Source organism: Thioalkalivibrio sulfidiphilus, from assembly GCF_000377945.1.
In the GTDB taxonomy this organism is placed as follows: domain Bacteria; phylum Pseudomonadota; class Gammaproteobacteria; order Ectothiorhodospirales; family Ectothiorhodospiraceae; genus Thioalkalivibrio_A; species Thioalkalivibrio_A sulfidiphilus_A.
This window is the reverse complement of sequence record NZ_KB898931.1, coordinates 15,431-30,589: the sequence shown is the minus strand read 5'-3', so window position 1 is coordinate 30,589 and position 15,159 is coordinate 15,431. Positions and strand designations below refer to the sequence as shown.

Genomic DNA, 15,159 nt, shown 5'->3' with positions numbered 1-15,159 from the left:
TGCTCACTCCAGACCGTCGAGGATCTCGTCCACCCGTTCGGGGGTGAGATGCTCGTAGTAGACGTGATCCACCTGCATCATGGGCGCGCCGCAGCAGGCGGCGAGGCATTCCTCTTCGCGCTTGATGTAGAACTTGCCGTCGGGGGTGCTCTCGCCGGTCTTGATGCCCAGCTTGTTCTCGATGTGCTCGACGATCTTGTCGGAGCCGCGCAGCATGCAGGAGATATTGGTGCACACGGCGATGGTGTGCCGGCCCACGGGCTTCAACTCGAACATGGAGTAGAAGCTCGCCACCTCGTAGACGGCGATCTCGGGCATGCCGATGTACTCAGCCACGGCGTCCATCATCTCGGTGCTGAGATAACCGTGCTCGTGCTGCACGGCGCGCAGGGCGCCGAGCACCGCCGACTGGCGCTGGTCTTCCGGGTAGCGGCGCAGCCAGTCGTCGATCTCCTCGCGCAGGTGATCGTTGAGCAGCGCAGCCTTGTGTACGGTCTGGATCTTGGGCATCAGCGGTCAATCTCCCCGAATACGATGTCCTGGGTGCCGATGATGGCCACCACGTCGGCCAGCATGTGGCCCGTGGCCATCTCGTTGAGGCCGGCCAGGTGGGCGAATCCGGGGGCACGCACCTTGAGCCGGTAGGGCTTGTTGGCCCCGTCGGAGACCAGGTACACGCCGAACTCGCCCTTGGGATGTTCTACCGCGGCATAGGCCTCGCCCTCGGGCAGGCAGAAACCCTCGGTGAACAGCTTGAAGTGGTGAATGAGGGACTCCATGTCCGCCTTCATCTCTTCGCGGCGCGGCGGGGTGATCTTGTGATCCTCCAGCATCACCGGGCCGGGGTTCTTGCGCAGCCAGTCCACGCACTGCCTGATGATGCGGTTGGACTGGCGCATCTCTTCGACGCGCACCAGGTAGCGGTCGTAGCAGTCGCCGTTCCCGCCCACCGGGATCTGGAAGTCGAGCCGGTCGTAGACCTCGTAGGGCTGCTTGCGGCGCAGGTCCCACTCGATACCCGAGCCGCGCAGCATGGGGCCGGTGAAGCCCATCTGCATGGCGCGCTCGGGGCTGACCACGCCCACACCCACGGTGCGCTGCTTCCAGATGCGGTTGTCGGTGAGCAGGGTCTCGTACTCGTCCACGCAGCCGGGGAAGCGCTCCGTGAAGGCCTCGATGAAATCGAGCAACGAACCCTGACGGGTGGCGTTAAGGGCATCCACTTCCTTCTGGCTCTTGAAGCGGGAGGCCTGGTACTGGGGCATGCTGCCCGGCAGGTCACGGGCCACGCCGCCGGGACGGTAATAGGTCGCGTGCAGACGCGCGCCGCTCACCGCCTCGTAGCAGTCCATCAGGTCCTCACGCTCGCGGAAGGCGTACAGGAACACGGTCATGGCGCCGATATCCAGGGCGTGGGCACCAAGCCACAGCAGGTGGTTCAGGATGCGGGTGATCTCGTCGAACATCACCCGGATGTACTGGGCGCGGATGGGCGCCTGGACACCCAGGAGCTTTTCCATGGCCAGCACGTAGCCGTGCTCGTTACACATCATGGACACGTAGTCGAGACGGTCCATGTAACCGATGCTCTGGTTGTAGGGCTTGCTCTCGGCCAGCTTCTCGGTGCCGCGGTGCAGCAGGCCGATGTGCGGGTCGGCGCGCTGCACCACCTCGCCGTCCAGCTCCAGCACCAGGCGCAGCACGCCGTGGGCGGAGGGATGCTGAGGACCGAAGTTCAGCGTGTAATTGCGAATCTCAGGCATCGGCGGACTTCTCCTGGGCCGATTCATGGACATAGCGATGATCGTGGCGGATCACCTTGGGCACCAGCACCCGGGGCTCGATGGTCACCGGCTGGTAGACGACGCGGGCCTGTTCGGGGTCGTAGCGCATCTCCACGTGACCCACCAGGGGGAAGTCCTTGCGGAACGGGTGGCCGACGAAACCGTAGTCGGTGAGGATGCGGCGCAGGTCGGGATGTCCCTCGAACATGATGCCAAACAGGTCGAATGCCTCGCGCTCGTACCAGTCGGCGGAGGTCCAGACATCGGTCACCGTGGAAACCACGGGGAACTCCTCGTCATCGCAGAACACCTTCATGCGCAGGCGCTGGTTGGCGCTGATGGACAGCAGGTGGTAGACCACGGCAAAACGCGGTCCTTCGTGGGCCTTGCGGCTGGGGGCCTCGTCGAAGGTGAAGCGCCCGAAGGTGGCCTTCTCCACACCGCGGCTGAAGCCCTGGTTGGAGGACTCATCCGTGGACCATTCGGCCACGCCGTATTCCTGGTAGTCCACGCCGCACAGGTCGATCAGCATTTCGAAGCCCAGATGGTCACGCAGCGCCGTGGCCGTGTCGCTCAGGGCAGCCGCCGGAACGGTCAGGGTCAGCTCGCCGAAGGCGCTGTCCACCTTGCCACCCGCCGCCTTGAAGCGTTCCGTAAGGCGCGCAGCCAGTTTCTCGAGTCGCTCGCTCATGATCTAAGACCGGGTTGGGACGGGTTTATCGGGCGATGGTGTTGGTACGGCGGATCTTGTTCTGCAACTGCAGGATGCCGTAAAGCAACGCTTCCGCCGTGGGTGGGCAACCGGGGACGTAGATGTCCACGGGCACGATCCGGTCGCAGCCGCGCACCACCGCATAGGAGTAGTGGTAGTAGCCGCCGCCGTTGGCGCAGGAACCCATGGAGATCACCCAGCGGGGCTCGGCCATCTGGTCGTAGACCTTGCGCAGCGCGGGCGCCATCTTGTTCACCAGGGTGCCGGCCACGATCATCACGTCGGACTGACGCGGGCTGGGACGGAACACGACACCGAAGCGGTCCAGATCATAGCGGGACGCGCCGGCGTGCATCATCTCCACCGCGCAGCAGGCCAGACCGAAGGTCATCGGCCACAGGGACCCGGTACGGGCCCAGTTGATGAGCTTGTCGGCCGAGGTGGTGACGAAGCCCTTTTCAAGGACGCCTTCTATTCCCATTCCAGGGCCCCCTTCTTCCACTCATAGATGAAGCCGATCACCAGGATCCCCAGGAACAGCGCCATGGCCAGCAGGCCGAACAGGCCGATGCTGTCCAGGGCCACGGCCCAGGGAAACAGGAAGGCGATTTCCAGATCGAAGATGATGAACAGGATGGCGACCAGGTAGAACCTGACGTCGAACTTCATGCGCGAGTCCTCGAAGGCCTCGAAACCGCATTCATAGGGGGAGTTCTTGGCCCCGTCGGGACGATGGGGACCGATCACCATACCCAGGGCCAGCGGGATGATGCCCACCAGAAGCCCCACACCGATGAAGATCAGGATCGGCAGATAGTTTTCCAACATGCTTTCACTCCCCCCGCCAGTGGTCGGGCCACATCAACGGGACTCGGCTTGCTGTTGTGCCCGGGCGTTCGTGACGCCCGGGTCGTCTTATATGTCTGCTTCTGCTGCTGAAGGGCGTATTGCCCTGAGCCCTGGTGATTCGGGCCTTAGTGAATCAGGGTGATGCCTTATACCCTGATGTCACGGCACGGAATTTCATTCCGGGCCGGAATTTGGTGCAGATGGTCGGACTCGAACCGACACGGCTTGCGCCACCGCCCCCTCAAGACGGCGTGTCTACCAATTCCACCACATCTGCATGTACTAATATTTTGTCCGGTGAAATGCCGCTCAGCGCGGCACGTCGGCCGGGGCCCCGGGCTCCACCGGATCCGGACGAACCGGAGCGGGCTGCTCGATGGCGGGCAACCGGTCGATCACACTGGCGGGCGCGGGCTGGTTGGATACCAGGTACGCCAGTCCCATGCTGTTGACGAAGAACACCGTCGCCAGAATGGCCGTGGTCCGGCTCAGGAAATTGGCCGAGCCCCGGGCACCAAACACCGTCGAGGAGGCACCGCTGCCGAAGGCCGCGCCCGCGTCGGCACCCTTGCCGTGCTGCATCAGGATGAGGGCGATCAGGGCCAGGGCCACGACCACCTGCACCACCAGTAACAATCCATACAACATAGGTTCAACTCGCCTGTTCGGCCGCGCGGCAAATGGCCATGAAATCCTCAGCCTTCAGGGAGGCGCCGCCGATCAGGCCTCCGTCGATATCCGGCTGTGAAAACAGTTCCGCAGCATTGTCGGCCTTCACGCTGCCGCCGTAGAGGATGCGCAGACCTTCGGCCACTTGCGCATCCCGCTCGGCCACGCGAGCGCGGATGAAGGCATGCACTGCCTGGGCCTGCTCCGGGGTGGCGGTCTTGCCGGTGCCGATGGCCCACACGGGCTCGTAGGCGACCACCGCGTCGGCCAGGGCGGACACGCCCTCCAGATCCATCACCGCATCCAGCTGCCGCGCGACCACCTGCTCGGTCACGCCGGACTCGCGCTCCTCGAGCAGTTCGCCCACACACAGGATGGGCTTGAGGCCGTGGCGCCGGGCGGCGGCAAACTTGCGGGCCGTGAACTCGTCGTCCTCGCCGTACAGGCTGCGACGCTCCGAATGACCCACGATGACATATTCACAACCCAGGTCCTTGAGCATGGCGCCGGAGACCTCACCGGTGAAGGCGCCGGCATCCTGGTCGGAGAGATCCTGGGCACCTAGGGCAATAGGCTGACCATCGACCAGACCCGCCACCTGGGGGAGATACACGAAGGGGGGACACACTGCAACCTCGGCCTTGATACCTCCTGAGAGGGCCTTGCGAAGGTCGCCCAGCAACGCCTCATTGGCCTTCAGGGAACCGTTCATTTTCCAGTTGCCTGCCACCAGTGGCTGTCGCATGCAATACCCCCGTTGTATTAGCTTTTCTCCAGAAAGCGCGCAAGCATACTGCCCGGCACCCAATAAATCAATTTCACCGACTTCCGCCGTAGGTCTCAGCCAGCATGATCCGCCACGGAGCGCACCGCCTCGGCGATCTCCCGGGCGATCTGTTCCACCTGGCGGCGCTCCCGGCCCTCCACCATGACCCGCATCAGGGGCTCGGTCCCGGAGGGCCGAAGCAGCACCCGGCCCTCCCCGCCCAGGGCGCTCTCGGCGGCGCGCACGGCCTCCTTGACGGCCTTGGCGGAGAGCAGGGCATCCCGGGCCACGCCGCCGTTCAAGGGCACGTTCAGCAGGGTCTGGGGGAACTTGGCCATGACCTTGCGCAGCTCCGAGAGGGGCCGACCGGTGGCCTGCATGATGGCCAGCACCTGCAGGGCGGAGACGATGCCGTCGCCGGTGCTGGTGCGGTCCAGGCACAGGATGTGGCCGGAGGACTCGCCGCCCAGCAGCCAGCCGCGCTGCTGGAGCATCTCCATCACGTAGCGGTCCCCCACGGCAGCGCGCTCGAAGGCGATGCCCTGGGCCTTGAGGGCCAGTTCCAGGCCCAGGTTGCTCATCTGGGTGCCAACCACCCCACCGCCCAGGGCGCCCTCCCCGGCCCGGGCCAGTGCGATGATGCACAGGGCCTCGTCCCCGTCCAGGACCTCGCCCTGCTCGTCCACCAGCACCAGGCGGTCACCGTCCCCGTCCAGGGCGATGCCCGCGTCCGCGCGCTGGGCCAGGACCGCGGCACGCAGGTTCTCCGGGTGCAGGGAGCCGGCCTTCTCGTTGATGTTGAAACCGTCCGGCTCGGCGCCGATGGCCACCACCTGGGCCCCCAGTTCCTCGAACACGCTGGGCGCCACCGCGTAGGTGGCGCCATGGGCGCAATCCACCACCAGCTTCATGTCATGGAAGGCGGTACCGTTGGGGATGGTGCTCTTGCAGAACTCAATGTAACGCCCGGCGGCGTCCACCACCCGCTCCGCCTTGCCGATATCCGCGGAATCCACGGTCTCGATGGACTTTTCAAGCTCCGCCTCGATGGCCAGTTCCACCTCGTCGGGCAGCTTGGTGCCCTGGGCGGAGAAGAACTTGAAGCCGTTGTCGTAGAAGGGGTTGTGGGAGGCGCTGATGACGATGCCCGCCGAGGCCCGGAAGGTGCGCGTCAGGTAGGCCACCGCCGGCGTGGGCATGGGACCGAGCAGGCGGATGTCGGTGCCCGCCGCGGACAGCCCCGCCTCCAGAGCGGACTCGAACATGTAGCCGGAGACCCGGGTGTCCTTGCCGATGATCACCAGGCCATTGCCGTCCGGCGCCAGCACCCTGCCCGCCGCCCAGCCCAGTCGCAGGGCGAAATCCGGCGTCATGGGCGTACGCCCCACCCGGCCACGAATGCCATCGGTACCGAAATAACGTCTTTCCACCCCTTGAGTCCTCCCTGTGCCGCCGGCATCAGCCGGCGCATACATATATATGATGTTGCAGAATCGCCGAGCCCCGGCGAATGGGTCTGTTCAAGGCCTCAGTCACCCCGGGCCTCGAGGCCCTCGAGCATGCGCAGGGCATCCACCGTGGGCCCCACGTCATGGACCCGCAGGATGCGAGCACCGGCCCGGGCGGCCAGCAGGGCCGCCGCGACGCTGCCATGCAGACGCCCGTCGATGGGCCGATCACCCAGCAGCGCACCGATCATACCCTTGCGCGAGACCCCCACCAGCAGGGGCAGGCCCAGGGATACCAGTTCCGGCAGGGCGCGAAACAGGGCCAGATTGTGATCCAGGGTCTTGCCAAAGCCAAATCCAGGGTCCAGCACCAGGCGCTCCCGGCCGATACCCAGGGCCCCGCAGGCCTGCACCCGCTCGGCGAGAAAGGCCCCGACCTCGGCCACCACGTCCGCGTAGCGGGCTTCCTGCTGCATGGTGCGCGGATCCAGGGTGCTCATGTGCATGAGACACACGGGCAGGCCGATGTCCCGGGCCGCTTCCAGGGCCCCCGGCAACCTCAGACCCCGCACGTCGTTGATCAACCCGGCACCTGCACCAGCTGCGGCACGCATCACCTCCGGCCGACTGGTGTCCACGGAGATGGGCACCGGGATGGCCCGTGCCAGGGCCTCGACCACCGGAATCACCCGCGTCAGCTCCTCCTCCACCGGCACCGGCTCGGCGCCGGGCCGGGTGGACTCCCCACCCACGTCAATGATAGCCGCCCCCGCCTCCACCATGGCCAGGGCATGGTCCACGGCCTGCTGCAGGCCGGCATGGCGCCCACCATCAGAGAAGGAATCCGGGGTCACATTGAGGATCCCCATCACCCGTGGGCGTGAGAGATCCAGCGCTCGCCCACCGCAGTCCAGAATCTCGGCGCCCTCACCCATCTTGTCACTTGCCTCTTGCCTCTCGCCTCTTGTCTCTGCCCTCCGGGCATGAAAAAGGCCGCCCATGAGGCGGCCATTTTCATGCCCGGAGGGTTTGCCTTCAATGCTGGCTGGCTGGCCCGCCGATCACGCCGCCCTTGGCGTGCTCGTCCTCGACAGGGGAGCCGCCGCCCGCCTTGGGCTCGTCATCGCTCCACTCGCTGGGCGGACGGGGGGTCTTGCCCTCCATGATGTCGTTGATCTGCTCGACGTCGATGGTCTCGTACTTCATCAGGGCCTCGGCCATCAAGTGAAGCTTGTCCATGTTCTGTTCCAGGATCTTCTTGGCGCGCTCGTAGCTGGTATCGATCACGCGCCGGATCTCCTCATCGATGGCATGGGCCGTCTCGTCGGACATGTGCTTGTGCTGGGTCACCTGGCGCCCCAGGAAGACCTCACCCTCGTCCTCGCTGTAGGACAGCGGCCCGAGGCGATCGGACAGGCCCCACTTGGTCACCATGTTCCGGGCGATGGCGGTGGCCCGCTCGATGTCGTTGGAGGCGCCGGTAGTGACCTTGTCAGGCCCGAAGATCAACTCCTCGGCGATGCGCCCGCCGAACAGGGAGCAGATCTGGCTTTCGAGCCGGGTCTTGCTATGGCTGTAGCGGTCTTCCTCGGGCAGGAACATGGTCACACCCAGGGCCCGCCCGCGGGGAATGATGCTCACCTTGTAGACCGGATCGTGCTCGGGCACCAGCCGGCCGACGATGGCGTGACCGGCCTCATGGTAGGCGGTGAGCTTCTTCTCCGCGTCGTTCATGACCATGGACTTGCGCTCGGCGCCCATCATGATCTTGTCCTTGGCACGCTCGAAATCGTGCATGTCCACCAGGCGCTTGTTGCTCCGTGCGGCAAACAGGGCCGCCTCGTTGACCAGATTGGCCAGATCCGCGCCGGAGAAACCGGGGGTGCCGCGGGCGATGAGGTCCGGGCGCACGTTCTCGGCCAGGGGCACCTTGCGCATGTGCACCTTGAGGATCTGCTCGCGGCCGCGCACGTCCGGCAGGGGCACCACCACCTGGCGGTCGAAGCGACCGGGACGCAGCAGCGCCGGGTCGAGCACGTCGGGACGGTTGGTGGCGGCGATCACGATCACGCCCTCGGTGCCCTCGAAGCCATCCATCTCCACCAGCAGCTGGTTCAGGGTCTGCTCGCGCTCGTCGTGACCACCGCCCAGACCGGCACCTCGATGACGGCCTACGGCGTCGATCTCGTCAATGAAAATGATGCACGGGGCATGCTTCTTGGCGGTATCGAACATGTCACGCACGCGACTGGCACCCACGCCCACGAACATCTCCACGAAATCGGAGCCCGAGATGCTGAAGAAGGGCACCTTGGCCTCGCCGGCGATGGCCTTGGCCAGCAGGGTCTTACCGGTACCCGGGGAACCGACCATCAGCACACCTCGGGGAATCTTGCCGCCAAGTTTCTGGAACTTGCTTGGATCGCGCAGGAATTCCACCAGCTCGGCCACCTCTTCCTTGGCCTCGTCGCAGCCGGCCACGTCGGCGAAGGTGACCTTGACCTGGTCCTCGCTCATCATCTTGGCCTTGCTCTTGCCGAAGGACATGGCCCCCCGGCCACCGGCCCCGCCCTGCATCTGGCGCATGAAGTAGATCCACACACCGATGAGCAGCAGCATCGGGAACCAGCTGATCAGGATGTCCATCAGCAGGGAACGGCGCTGGGGCTCCTGGGCCAGGATCTCCACGTTGTTGTTCAGCAGATCACCGATCAGGCCCGGGTCATTGGGGCTGTAGGTGGTGAAACGCTCGCCCGTGATGGTGCGCCCCTCGATGGAATTGTTCTCGATGTAGACGCTCTTGATGCGCCCACTCTTCACTTCATTGATGAATTGAGAATAGGACAGGGTCTGCGGCGCCGTCGTGCGCGGGCTGAAGTTGTTGAACACGGACATCAGCACTACGGCAATGACCGCCCAGATAATCAGGTTTTTGACCAAGTCGTTCAAGGTGTTACCTCGGTAATCAACGTATGAGCCCCGGTTGGGACATTACACCACTTTCCGGCCCCGGGCCACCGCATACACCTCACGGGAGCGGGGTCTTGAGGCCTTGGGTTTGCGTATGCTGACCTTATCGTATTCGGTGCGCAGCATCCGGACGTACTCGTCGAATTCCGCGCCCTGAAAAAGTTTGACCAGAAAATCCCCGCCCGGTTTCAGTACCGTGCGCGCCAGTTCCGCCGCCAGTTCCGCCAGGTACATGGCGCGGGGCTGATCCACCGCGTCCATACCACTCATATTGGGGGCCATGTCCGACATCACAAGGTCTGCCCCGCCCTCGCCCAACACGGCCAGCAGGCGTTCCAGCACCTCGGCCTCGCGGAAGTCCCCTTCGACGATGGTCACCCCCGGCAGGGGATCCATGGGCAGGATGTCCGAGGCCACCACCCGCCCGTGCTTGCCCACCAGGCCCGCCGCGTATTGGGTCCAGCCGCCCGGGGCGGCGCCCAGGTCCACCACGGTCATGCCCTGGCGCAGGAGGCGATCCCGCTCCTGGATCTCCTGGAGCTTGTAGACGGCGCGAGAACGATAGCCCTCCTGCTGGGCACGTTTGACGTACTCGTCGTCGAAATGCTCCTTGAGCCAGCGGTGGCTGCTTTTGCTTCGGGGCATGGGGTTTGCTGTCGTCAGTTGGTTAGGTTCGTTAAGAAATCAAAATCAAAGGCTTCCGATCCCCGCTTTTCGCGGGGCTCGGGTTACTTTCTTTGCTTGTCCAAAGAAAGTAACCAAAGAAAAGACACCCGAGTTTCTCGCCCCTGCGGGGTGCCCTGCGCGCGGAGGCGTTCCGGGGAGGTCGGCTGACAGGCCGTCCGTGGCCTGGCAGCCGACGCTGCCGCATCCCTGCGGCGCCCCTGCGGGCTTTGACCCCGGAACACCCCCGTGCTCGGCGAGAAAAACGGGGGGGACGTCAAAGGCAGCAACCTCCACAAATTAGGTTGTCTTGCCTGGTTTTGTAGGAGCCCCGACCCCGGGGCGAATTTCACACCATTCGCCCCGGGGTCGGGGCTCCTACAATGAAAACCAAAGACTGTTCGAAGCGGTTTTGACCTGCCTGCCCCCTTATGCCGCACCGAGTAGCGCAGGCTTCGAGGGAAATAGCCCGAAGGGGCGCCGCAGGGATGCGGCGCGTCGCCTGCCAGGCCACGGACGGCCTGTCAGGCGACCCCCTCGAAGCCGAGCAACGCAGGGCACCCGCGAATAGCGGGTGCGGCATCGGGGTGTCCTTCTTTTGGTTACTTTTCTTGGACAAGCAAGAAAAGTAACCCGAGCCCCGTGCAACGGGGATCGGAAGCCTTTGACTTTAAAGAAACCCAAGGACAGCCAGCCCACACCAAGTCGTGCTAAGCTCCGCCCTTTGAACAGCAGCCCCAGCAGATCCATGGCCCTCACCGACCGACAACGCAAACAACTCCGAACCCTTGCCCATCCCCGCAAGCCCATCGTCATCGTGGGTCAGAAGGGCCTGACCGACAACGTCATGGAAGAGATCAACCTGGCCCTGGAGCATCACGAGCTCATCAAGGTGAAGGTCAACGTGGCCGACCGGGACGAACGCGGCGCGGCGGTGGAACAGATCTGCCAGCAGACCGGCGCCGACCTGGTGCAGCGCATCGGCTTCATCGCCACGCTGTTCCGGCGCAACCTCAAGAAGCCGGTAGTAGAGCTCTAGAGACAAGAGGCAAGTTTCCAGAGGCAAGAAAGATCGCGGTTGCTTCGTTTACCGAGGCATTCAAATGAATGCCTCGCACCCCAACTTGACTCTTGTCTCTTGCATCTTGTCTCTCAGACGTACTTCACCGCCACGATCTCGTAATCCTTGTCGCCACCCGGCGCACGCACCGTCACCACGTCACCCTCTTCCTTGCCGATCAGTGCACGGGCGATCGGGGAGTTCACCGAGATCTTGCCTTCCTTGATGTCCGCCTCGTCGTCGCCGACGATCTGGTAGGTGACTTCCTTGCCGGTCTCCTCGTCGGACAGGTCCACCGTGGCACCGAACACCACCTTGCCGCCGGCGTTGAGGGTGGTCACGTCGATGATCTGGGCGTTGGAGAGCTTGGCCTCGATCTCCTTGATGCGGCCCTCGATGAAGCCCTGCTGCTCGCGGGCGGCGTGGTACTCGGCGTTCTCCTTGAGATCGCCGTGTTCACGGGCCTCGGCGATGGCGGCGATCACCCGGGGGCGATCCTCGCTCTTCAATTTCTGCAGTTCGGCCTTGAGCTTGTTGGCGCCGGCCACGGTGAGCGGGGTCTTGCTCATTACCGATTCTCCTGATGCATGTCCTGCAATCTGTAGACTTCTTCGTGGGCCAGGTAGCTCAAGGCCGACACCGTGGCCAGCGCGCCGGCCAGGGTCGTGGTGTAGCTGACCTTGTGCTGCAAGGCCTCGCGGCGGATGGTGAAGGAATCCGCAATGGCCTGGCGGCCCTCGGTGGTGTTGACGATCAGGCTGATCTCGTCGTTCTTGATCATGTCCACGATGTGCGGGCGGCCCTCGGTGACCTTGTTCACCGGGGTGCATTCGATGCCCGCCGCCTTGAGGACCTCGGCGGTGCCGCGGGTGGCGATGACCTCGAAGCCCTGCTCCACCAGGGCACGGCCCACCTTGGCCACACCGCCCTTGTCCGCCTCGCGCACGCTGACGAAGGCCTTGCCGCGCTGGGGCAGGGTCACGCCCGCGCCCAGCTGGCTCTTGGCGAAGGCCTCGCCGAAGCTGCGGCCCATGCCCATGACCTCGCCGGTGGACTTCATCTCCGGCCCCAGGATGGTGTCCACACCGGGGAACTTGATGAACGGAAACACCGCTTCCTTCACGGAGAAGTAGGACGGGATCACCTCGCCGTCCACGCCCTGCTCCCTGAGGCTGCGCCCGGCCATGCAGCGGGCGGCGATCTTGGCCAGAGGCTTGCCGATGGCCTTGGAGACGAAGGGCACGGTGCGCGAGGCGCGGGGATTGACCTCCAGCACGTAGACCTTATCGCCCTGCACCGCGAACTGGGTGTTCATCAGACCCACCACCTTGAGGCCGAAGGCCATCTTGCGCACCTGCTCGCGCAGCTCGTCCTGGATCTTCTTGTCCAGGGAGTACGGCGGCAGGGAGCAGGCGGAGTCGCCGGAATGCACGCCGGCCTGCTCGATGTGCTGCATGACGCCACCGATGAGCACCTCCTCACCGTCGCAGATGGCGTCCACGTCCACCTCCACGGCGTCATCCAGGAACCGGTCCAGCAGCACGGGGGCATCGTTGGAGACCTGCACGGCGCTGCGCATGTAACGGCGCAGGTCCTCCTCGTTGTAGACGATCTCCATGGCCCGGCCGCCCAGCACGTAGGAGGGACGCACCACCACCGGATAGCCGATCTCCTCGGCCTTGCTGATGGCGTCCTCCACGCTGCGCGCGGTGCGGTTGGGGGGCTGCACCAGCTCCAGCCGGTCGATGAGCTGCTGGAAGCGCTCCCGGTCCTCGGCCAGATCGATGGAGTCGGGACTGGTGCCGATGATGGGCACGCCGGCGGCCTCCAGGTCCCGGGCGAGCTTGAGCGGGGTCTGGCCACCGTACTGCACGATCACGCCCTTGGGCTTCTCGACCGCCACGATTTCCAGCACGTCTTCCAGGGTCAGGGGCTCGAAGTACAGGCGATCGGAGGTGTCGTAGTCCGTGGACACGGTCTCCGGGTTGCAGTTGACCATGATGGTTTCATAGCCATCCTCGCGCATGGCGAGCGCCGCGTGCACGCAGCAGTAGTCGAACTCGATGCCCTGGCCGATGCGGTTGGGGCCTCCGCCCAGCACCATGATCTTCTCGCGGCTCGAGGGCGCGGCCTCGCACTCCTCGTCGTAACTGGAATACATGTAGGCGGTGTTGGAGGCGAACTCCGCGGCGCAGGTGTCCACGCGCTTGTACACCGGGCGTACATCGAGGCCATGGCGATGTTCGCGCACGGCCTGCTCCTTCTCGCCCAGCAGGGTGGCCAGGCGACGGTCGGAGAAGCCCCGGCGTTTGAGATCCAGCAGGGCCAGGCGATCCAGGTCCTTGAGGCTGCGGCCCTGCAGCGACTGTTCGGTGAAGATCAGCTCGTTGATCTGGGCCAGGAACCAGCGATCGATCCGGGTCAGCTCGTGGACCTGCTCGATGCTCATTCCCAGGCGGAAGGCATCGCCCACGTACCAGATGCGATCCGGACCGTTGGCCACCAGCTGCTGGCGCACCACCATCTCCGCGTCCGGGTCGTTCAGGTCCACCATGGGGTTGAGGCCGTCGGCACCGGTCTCCAGACCCCGCAGGGCCTTCTGGAAGGACTCCTGGAAGCAGCGCCCGATGGCCATCACCTCGCCCACGGACTTCATCTGGGTGGTGAGCTTGGCCTCGGCCTGGGGGAATTTCTCGAAGGTGAAGCGCGGCACCTTGGTGACCACGTAGTCGATGGACGGCTCGAAGGACGCGGGCGTGACACCGCCGGTGATCTCGTTGCGCAGCTCGTCCAGGGTGTAGCCCACGGCCAGTTTCGCCGCCACTTTGGCGATGGGGAAGCCGGTGGCCTTGGAGGCCAGCGCCGAGGAGCGGGACACGCGCGGGTTCATCTCGATGATCACCAGGCGGCCGTCGTCCGGGTTCACGGCGAACTGCACGTTGGAACCGCCGGTATCCACGCCGATCTTGCGCAGCACCGCGATGGAGGCGTTGCGCATGATCTGGTATTCCTTGTCTGTCAGCGTCTGGGCCGGGGCCACGGTGATGGAGTCACCGGTGTGGATGCCCATGGGGTCCAGGTTCTCGATGGAGCAGATGATGATGCAGTTGTCCGCCTTGTCGCGCACCACCTCCATCTCGTACTCCTTCCAGCCCAGCACGGACTCCTCCACCTGCACCTCGTTGGTGGGCGAGAGGTCCAGGCCGCGCTTGACGATCTCCTCGTACTCGTCGCGGTTGTAGGCGATGCCGCCGCCGCTGCCGCCCATGGTGAAGGACGGGCGGATGATCACCGGGAAGCCGATCTTCGGCTGCACCTCCTGGGCCTGTTCCCAGGTGTTGACCACGAAGGCCATGGGCGACTCAAGACCGATCTCGGTCATGGCGTCGCGGAATCGCTCCCGGTCCTCGGCCATGTCGATGGCGTCCTCGCTGGCGCCGATCAGTTCCACGTTGTGCCTCTTGAGCACGCCGTGCTTCGCCAGATCCAGGGCGCAGTTGAGCGCCGTCTGGCCGCCCATGGTGGGCAGGATGGCATCCGGCTTCTCGCGCTCGATGATGCGCGCCACGGTCTTCCATTCCACCGGCTCGATGTAGACGGCGTCCGCCATCTCCGGGTCGGTCATGATGGTGGCCGGGTTGGAGTTCACCAGGATGACCCGGTAGCCCTCCTCGCGCAGCGCCTTGCAGGCCTGGGCGCCGGAGTAGTCGAACTCACAGGCCTGACCGATGATGATCGGGCCGGCGCCGATGATGAGGATGCTGTTGATGTCTGTACGCTTAGGCATATTGTTAAATCTTTAGTCCGCAAATGAACGCGAATGGACGCAAATAAAATCCTCAAAGTGCTTGATTGTCATCGTGACCCCAGACGATGCGCCGCACACCCAGACGCGGAGTCCCGAAATTCAACAACAAGCCTACCGTCAGCCCTGTCGCTTTGAGGTAGTTCATGACCTGAGCCTCATGCTCCAGCACCAATCGCGACAACGCTTTGATCTCGACAATCAAGCGCTGCTCGACCACGAAATCGGCCACGTATTGACCGATGAGCTCACCCTTGTAACTGACAGGCAGCACGGCTTGCCTCTCAAAATCCATTCCCGCACGCGCGAACTCCACTGCCAGCGCGTTCTCATAAACGTTTTCCAGGAACCCGGCCCCCAAGGTATTACTGACCTCGAATGCGCAGCCGATCACCCGTTCGGAAATCCTTTTCCTCTTTGCGTCCATTCGCGT

Annotated in this window: 15 protein-coding genes and 1 tRNA gene; 1 reads left to right on the top strand and 15 read right to left on the bottom strand. The window is 64.5% G+C overall.

Annotated elements, in window-relative coordinates:
• Nucleotides 1-3 precede the first annotated feature (3 nt).
• From nuoE to rlmE, 12 genes are all read right to left on the bottom strand, one after another.
• A complete protein-coding gene (gene nuoE, locus D580_RS0105995) occupies nt 4-510 on the bottom strand; it encodes an NADH-quinone oxidoreductase subunit NuoE (protein ID WP_018953521.1) in 507 nt (168 codons plus the stop codon).
• Complete coding sequence (locus tag D580_RS0105990; RefSeq protein WP_018953520.1) at nt 510-1,763, bottom strand: NADH-quinone oxidoreductase subunit D; 1,254 nt, start codon at nt 1,761-1,763, stop codon at nt 510-512. The genes nuoE and D580_RS0105990 overlap by 1 nt, the downstream gene beginning before the upstream one ends.
• On the bottom strand, nt 1,756-2,475 hold the full coding sequence (locus D580_RS0105985; protein WP_018953519.1) for an NADH-quinone oxidoreductase subunit C: 720 nt from the start codon (nt 2,473-2,475) through the stop codon (nt 1,756-1,758). Before D580_RS0105985 ends, D580_RS0105990 begins: the two co-directional genes overlap by 8 nt.
• A 25-nt stretch (nt 2,476-2,500) precedes the next feature.
• Nucleotides 2,501-2,977 (bottom strand): NuoB/complex I 20 kDa subunit family protein, encoded by a 477-nt coding sequence (locus D580_RS0105980; protein WP_012637559.1) that lies wholly within the window; start codon nt 2,975-2,977, stop codon nt 2,501-2,503.
• A complete protein-coding gene (locus D580_RS0105975) occupies nt 2,968-3,324 on the bottom strand; it encodes an NADH-quinone oxidoreductase subunit A (RefSeq protein ID WP_012637558.1) in 357 nt (118 codons plus the stop codon). Before D580_RS0105975 ends, D580_RS0105980 begins: the two co-directional genes overlap by 10 nt.
• A gap of 213 nt (nt 3,325-3,537) precedes the next feature.
• Nucleotides 3,538-3,622: transfer RNA gene (locus tag D580_RS0105970), tRNA-Leu, on the bottom strand.
• Between the two features lie 32 nt (nt 3,623-3,654).
• A complete protein-coding gene (gene secG, locus D580_RS0105965) occupies nt 3,655-3,993 on the bottom strand; it encodes a preprotein translocase subunit SecG (RefSeq protein ID WP_026289753.1) in 339 nt (112 codons plus the stop codon).
• Between the two features lie 4 nt (nt 3,994-3,997).
• Entirely contained in the window at nt 3,998-4,759 is a 762-nt protein-coding gene (gene tpiA / locus D580_RS0105960) for a triose-phosphate isomerase (RefSeq protein WP_026289752.1), read from the bottom strand.
• Between the two features lie 95 nt (nt 4,760-4,854).
• A complete protein-coding gene (glmM, locus tag D580_RS0105955) occupies nt 4,855-6,210 on the bottom strand; it encodes a phosphoglucosamine mutase (RefSeq protein WP_026289751.1) in 1,356 nt (451 codons plus the stop codon).
• A gap of 98 nt (nt 6,211-6,308) precedes the next feature.
• A complete protein-coding gene (folP, locus tag D580_RS0105950; protein ID WP_018953515.1) occupies nt 6,309-7,163 on the bottom strand; it encodes a dihydropteroate synthase in 855 nt (284 codons plus the stop codon).
• 100 nt (nt 7,164-7,263) lie between these two features.
• Entirely contained in the window at nt 7,264-9,177 is a 1,914-nt protein-coding gene (gene ftsH / locus D580_RS0105945) for an ATP-dependent zinc metalloprotease FtsH (RefSeq protein WP_026289750.1), read from the bottom strand.
• A 42-nt stretch (nt 9,178-9,219) separates the two neighbouring features.
• Nucleotides 9,220-9,843, bottom strand: coding sequence for a 23S rRNA (uridine(2552)-2'-O)-methyltransferase RlmE (rlmE, locus tag D580_RS0105940; RefSeq protein WP_012637552.1), 624 nt, complete (start codon nt 9,841-9,843; stop codon nt 9,220-9,222).
• 766 nt (nt 9,844-10,609) lie between these two features.
• On the opposite strand from rlmE, the gene yhbY reads away from it, so the two are divergent.
• Nucleotides 10,610-10,900 carry a ribosome assembly RNA-binding protein YhbY gene (yhbY, locus tag D580_RS0105930; protein WP_018953512.1) on the top strand — a complete coding sequence of 97 codons (291 nt, stop codon included), beginning with the start codon at nt 10,610-10,612 and terminating at the stop codon, nt 10,898-10,900.
• Between the two features lie 113 nt (nt 10,901-11,013).
• On the opposite strand, the gene greA is transcribed toward yhbY, so the two are convergent.
• The 3 genes from greA to D580_RS0105915 are packed head-to-tail and all read right to left on the bottom strand — an operon-like array spanning nt 11,014 to nt 15,153.
• The gene (greA, locus tag D580_RS0105925) at nt 11,014-11,490 is read right to left on the bottom strand and encodes a transcription elongation factor GreA (protein ID WP_018953511.1); all 477 of its coding nucleotides are present in this window, start codon (nt 11,488-11,490) and stop codon (nt 11,014-11,016) included.
• Nucleotides 11,490-14,708 (bottom strand): carbamoyl-phosphate synthase large subunit, encoded by a 3,219-nt coding sequence (gene carB, locus D580_RS0105920; RefSeq protein ID WP_018953510.1) that lies wholly within the window; start codon nt 14,706-14,708, stop codon nt 11,490-11,492. Before carB ends, greA begins: the two co-directional genes overlap by 1 nt.
• A 52-nt stretch (nt 14,709-14,760) precedes the next feature.
• A complete protein-coding gene (locus D580_RS0105915) occupies nt 14,761-15,153 on the bottom strand; it encodes a GxxExxY protein (protein ID WP_018953509.1) in 393 nt (130 codons plus the stop codon).
• Nucleotides 15,154-15,159 lie beyond the last annotated feature (6 nt).

Coding starts and splice junctions, on each gene's coding strand:
- nuoE (WP_018953521.1), bottom strand. CDS start 510: ATGCCCAAGATCCAGACCGTACACAAGGCTGCGCTGCTCAACGATCAC.
- D580_RS0105990 (WP_018953520.1), bottom strand. CDS start 1,763: ATGCCTGAGATTCGCAATTACACGCTGAACTTCGGTCCTCAGCATCCC.
- D580_RS0105985 (WP_018953519.1), bottom strand. CDS start 2,475: ATGAGCGAGCGACTCGAGAAACTGGCTGCGCGCCTTACGGAACGCTTC.
- D580_RS0105980 (WP_012637559.1), bottom strand. CDS start 2,977: ATGGGAATAGAAGGCGTCCTTGAAAAGGGCTTCGTCACCACCTCGGCC.
- D580_RS0105975 (WP_012637558.1), bottom strand. CDS start 3,324: ATGTTGGAAAACTATCTGCCGATCCTGATCTTCATCGGTGTGGGGCTT.
- secG (WP_026289753.1), bottom strand. CDS start 3,993: ATGTTGTATGGATTGTTACTGGTGGTGCAGGTGGTCGTGGCCCTGGCC.
- tpiA (WP_026289752.1), bottom strand. CDS start 4,759: ATGCGACAGCCACTGGTGGCAGGCAACTGGAAAATGAACGGTTCCCTG.
- folP (WP_018953515.1), bottom strand. CDS start 7,163: ATGGGTGAGGGCGCCGAGATTCTGGACTGCGGTGGGCGAGCGCTGGAT.
- rlmE (WP_012637552.1), bottom strand. CDS start 9,843: ATGCCCCGAAGCAAAAGCAGCCACCGCTGGCTCAAGGAGCATTTCGAC.
- yhbY (WP_018953512.1), top strand. CDS start 10,610: ATGGCCCTCACCGACCGACAACGCAAACAACTCCGAACCCTTGCCCAT.
- greA (WP_018953511.1), bottom strand. CDS start 11,490: ATGAGCAAGACCCCGCTCACCGTGGCCGGCGCCAACAAGCTCAAGGCC.
- carB (WP_018953510.1), bottom strand. CDS start 14,708: ATGCCTAAGCGTACAGACATCAACAGCATCCTCATCATCGGCGCCGGC.
- D580_RS0105915 (WP_018953509.1), bottom strand. CDS start 15,153: ATGGACGCAAAGAGGAAAAGGATTTCCGAACGGGTGATCGGCTGCGCA.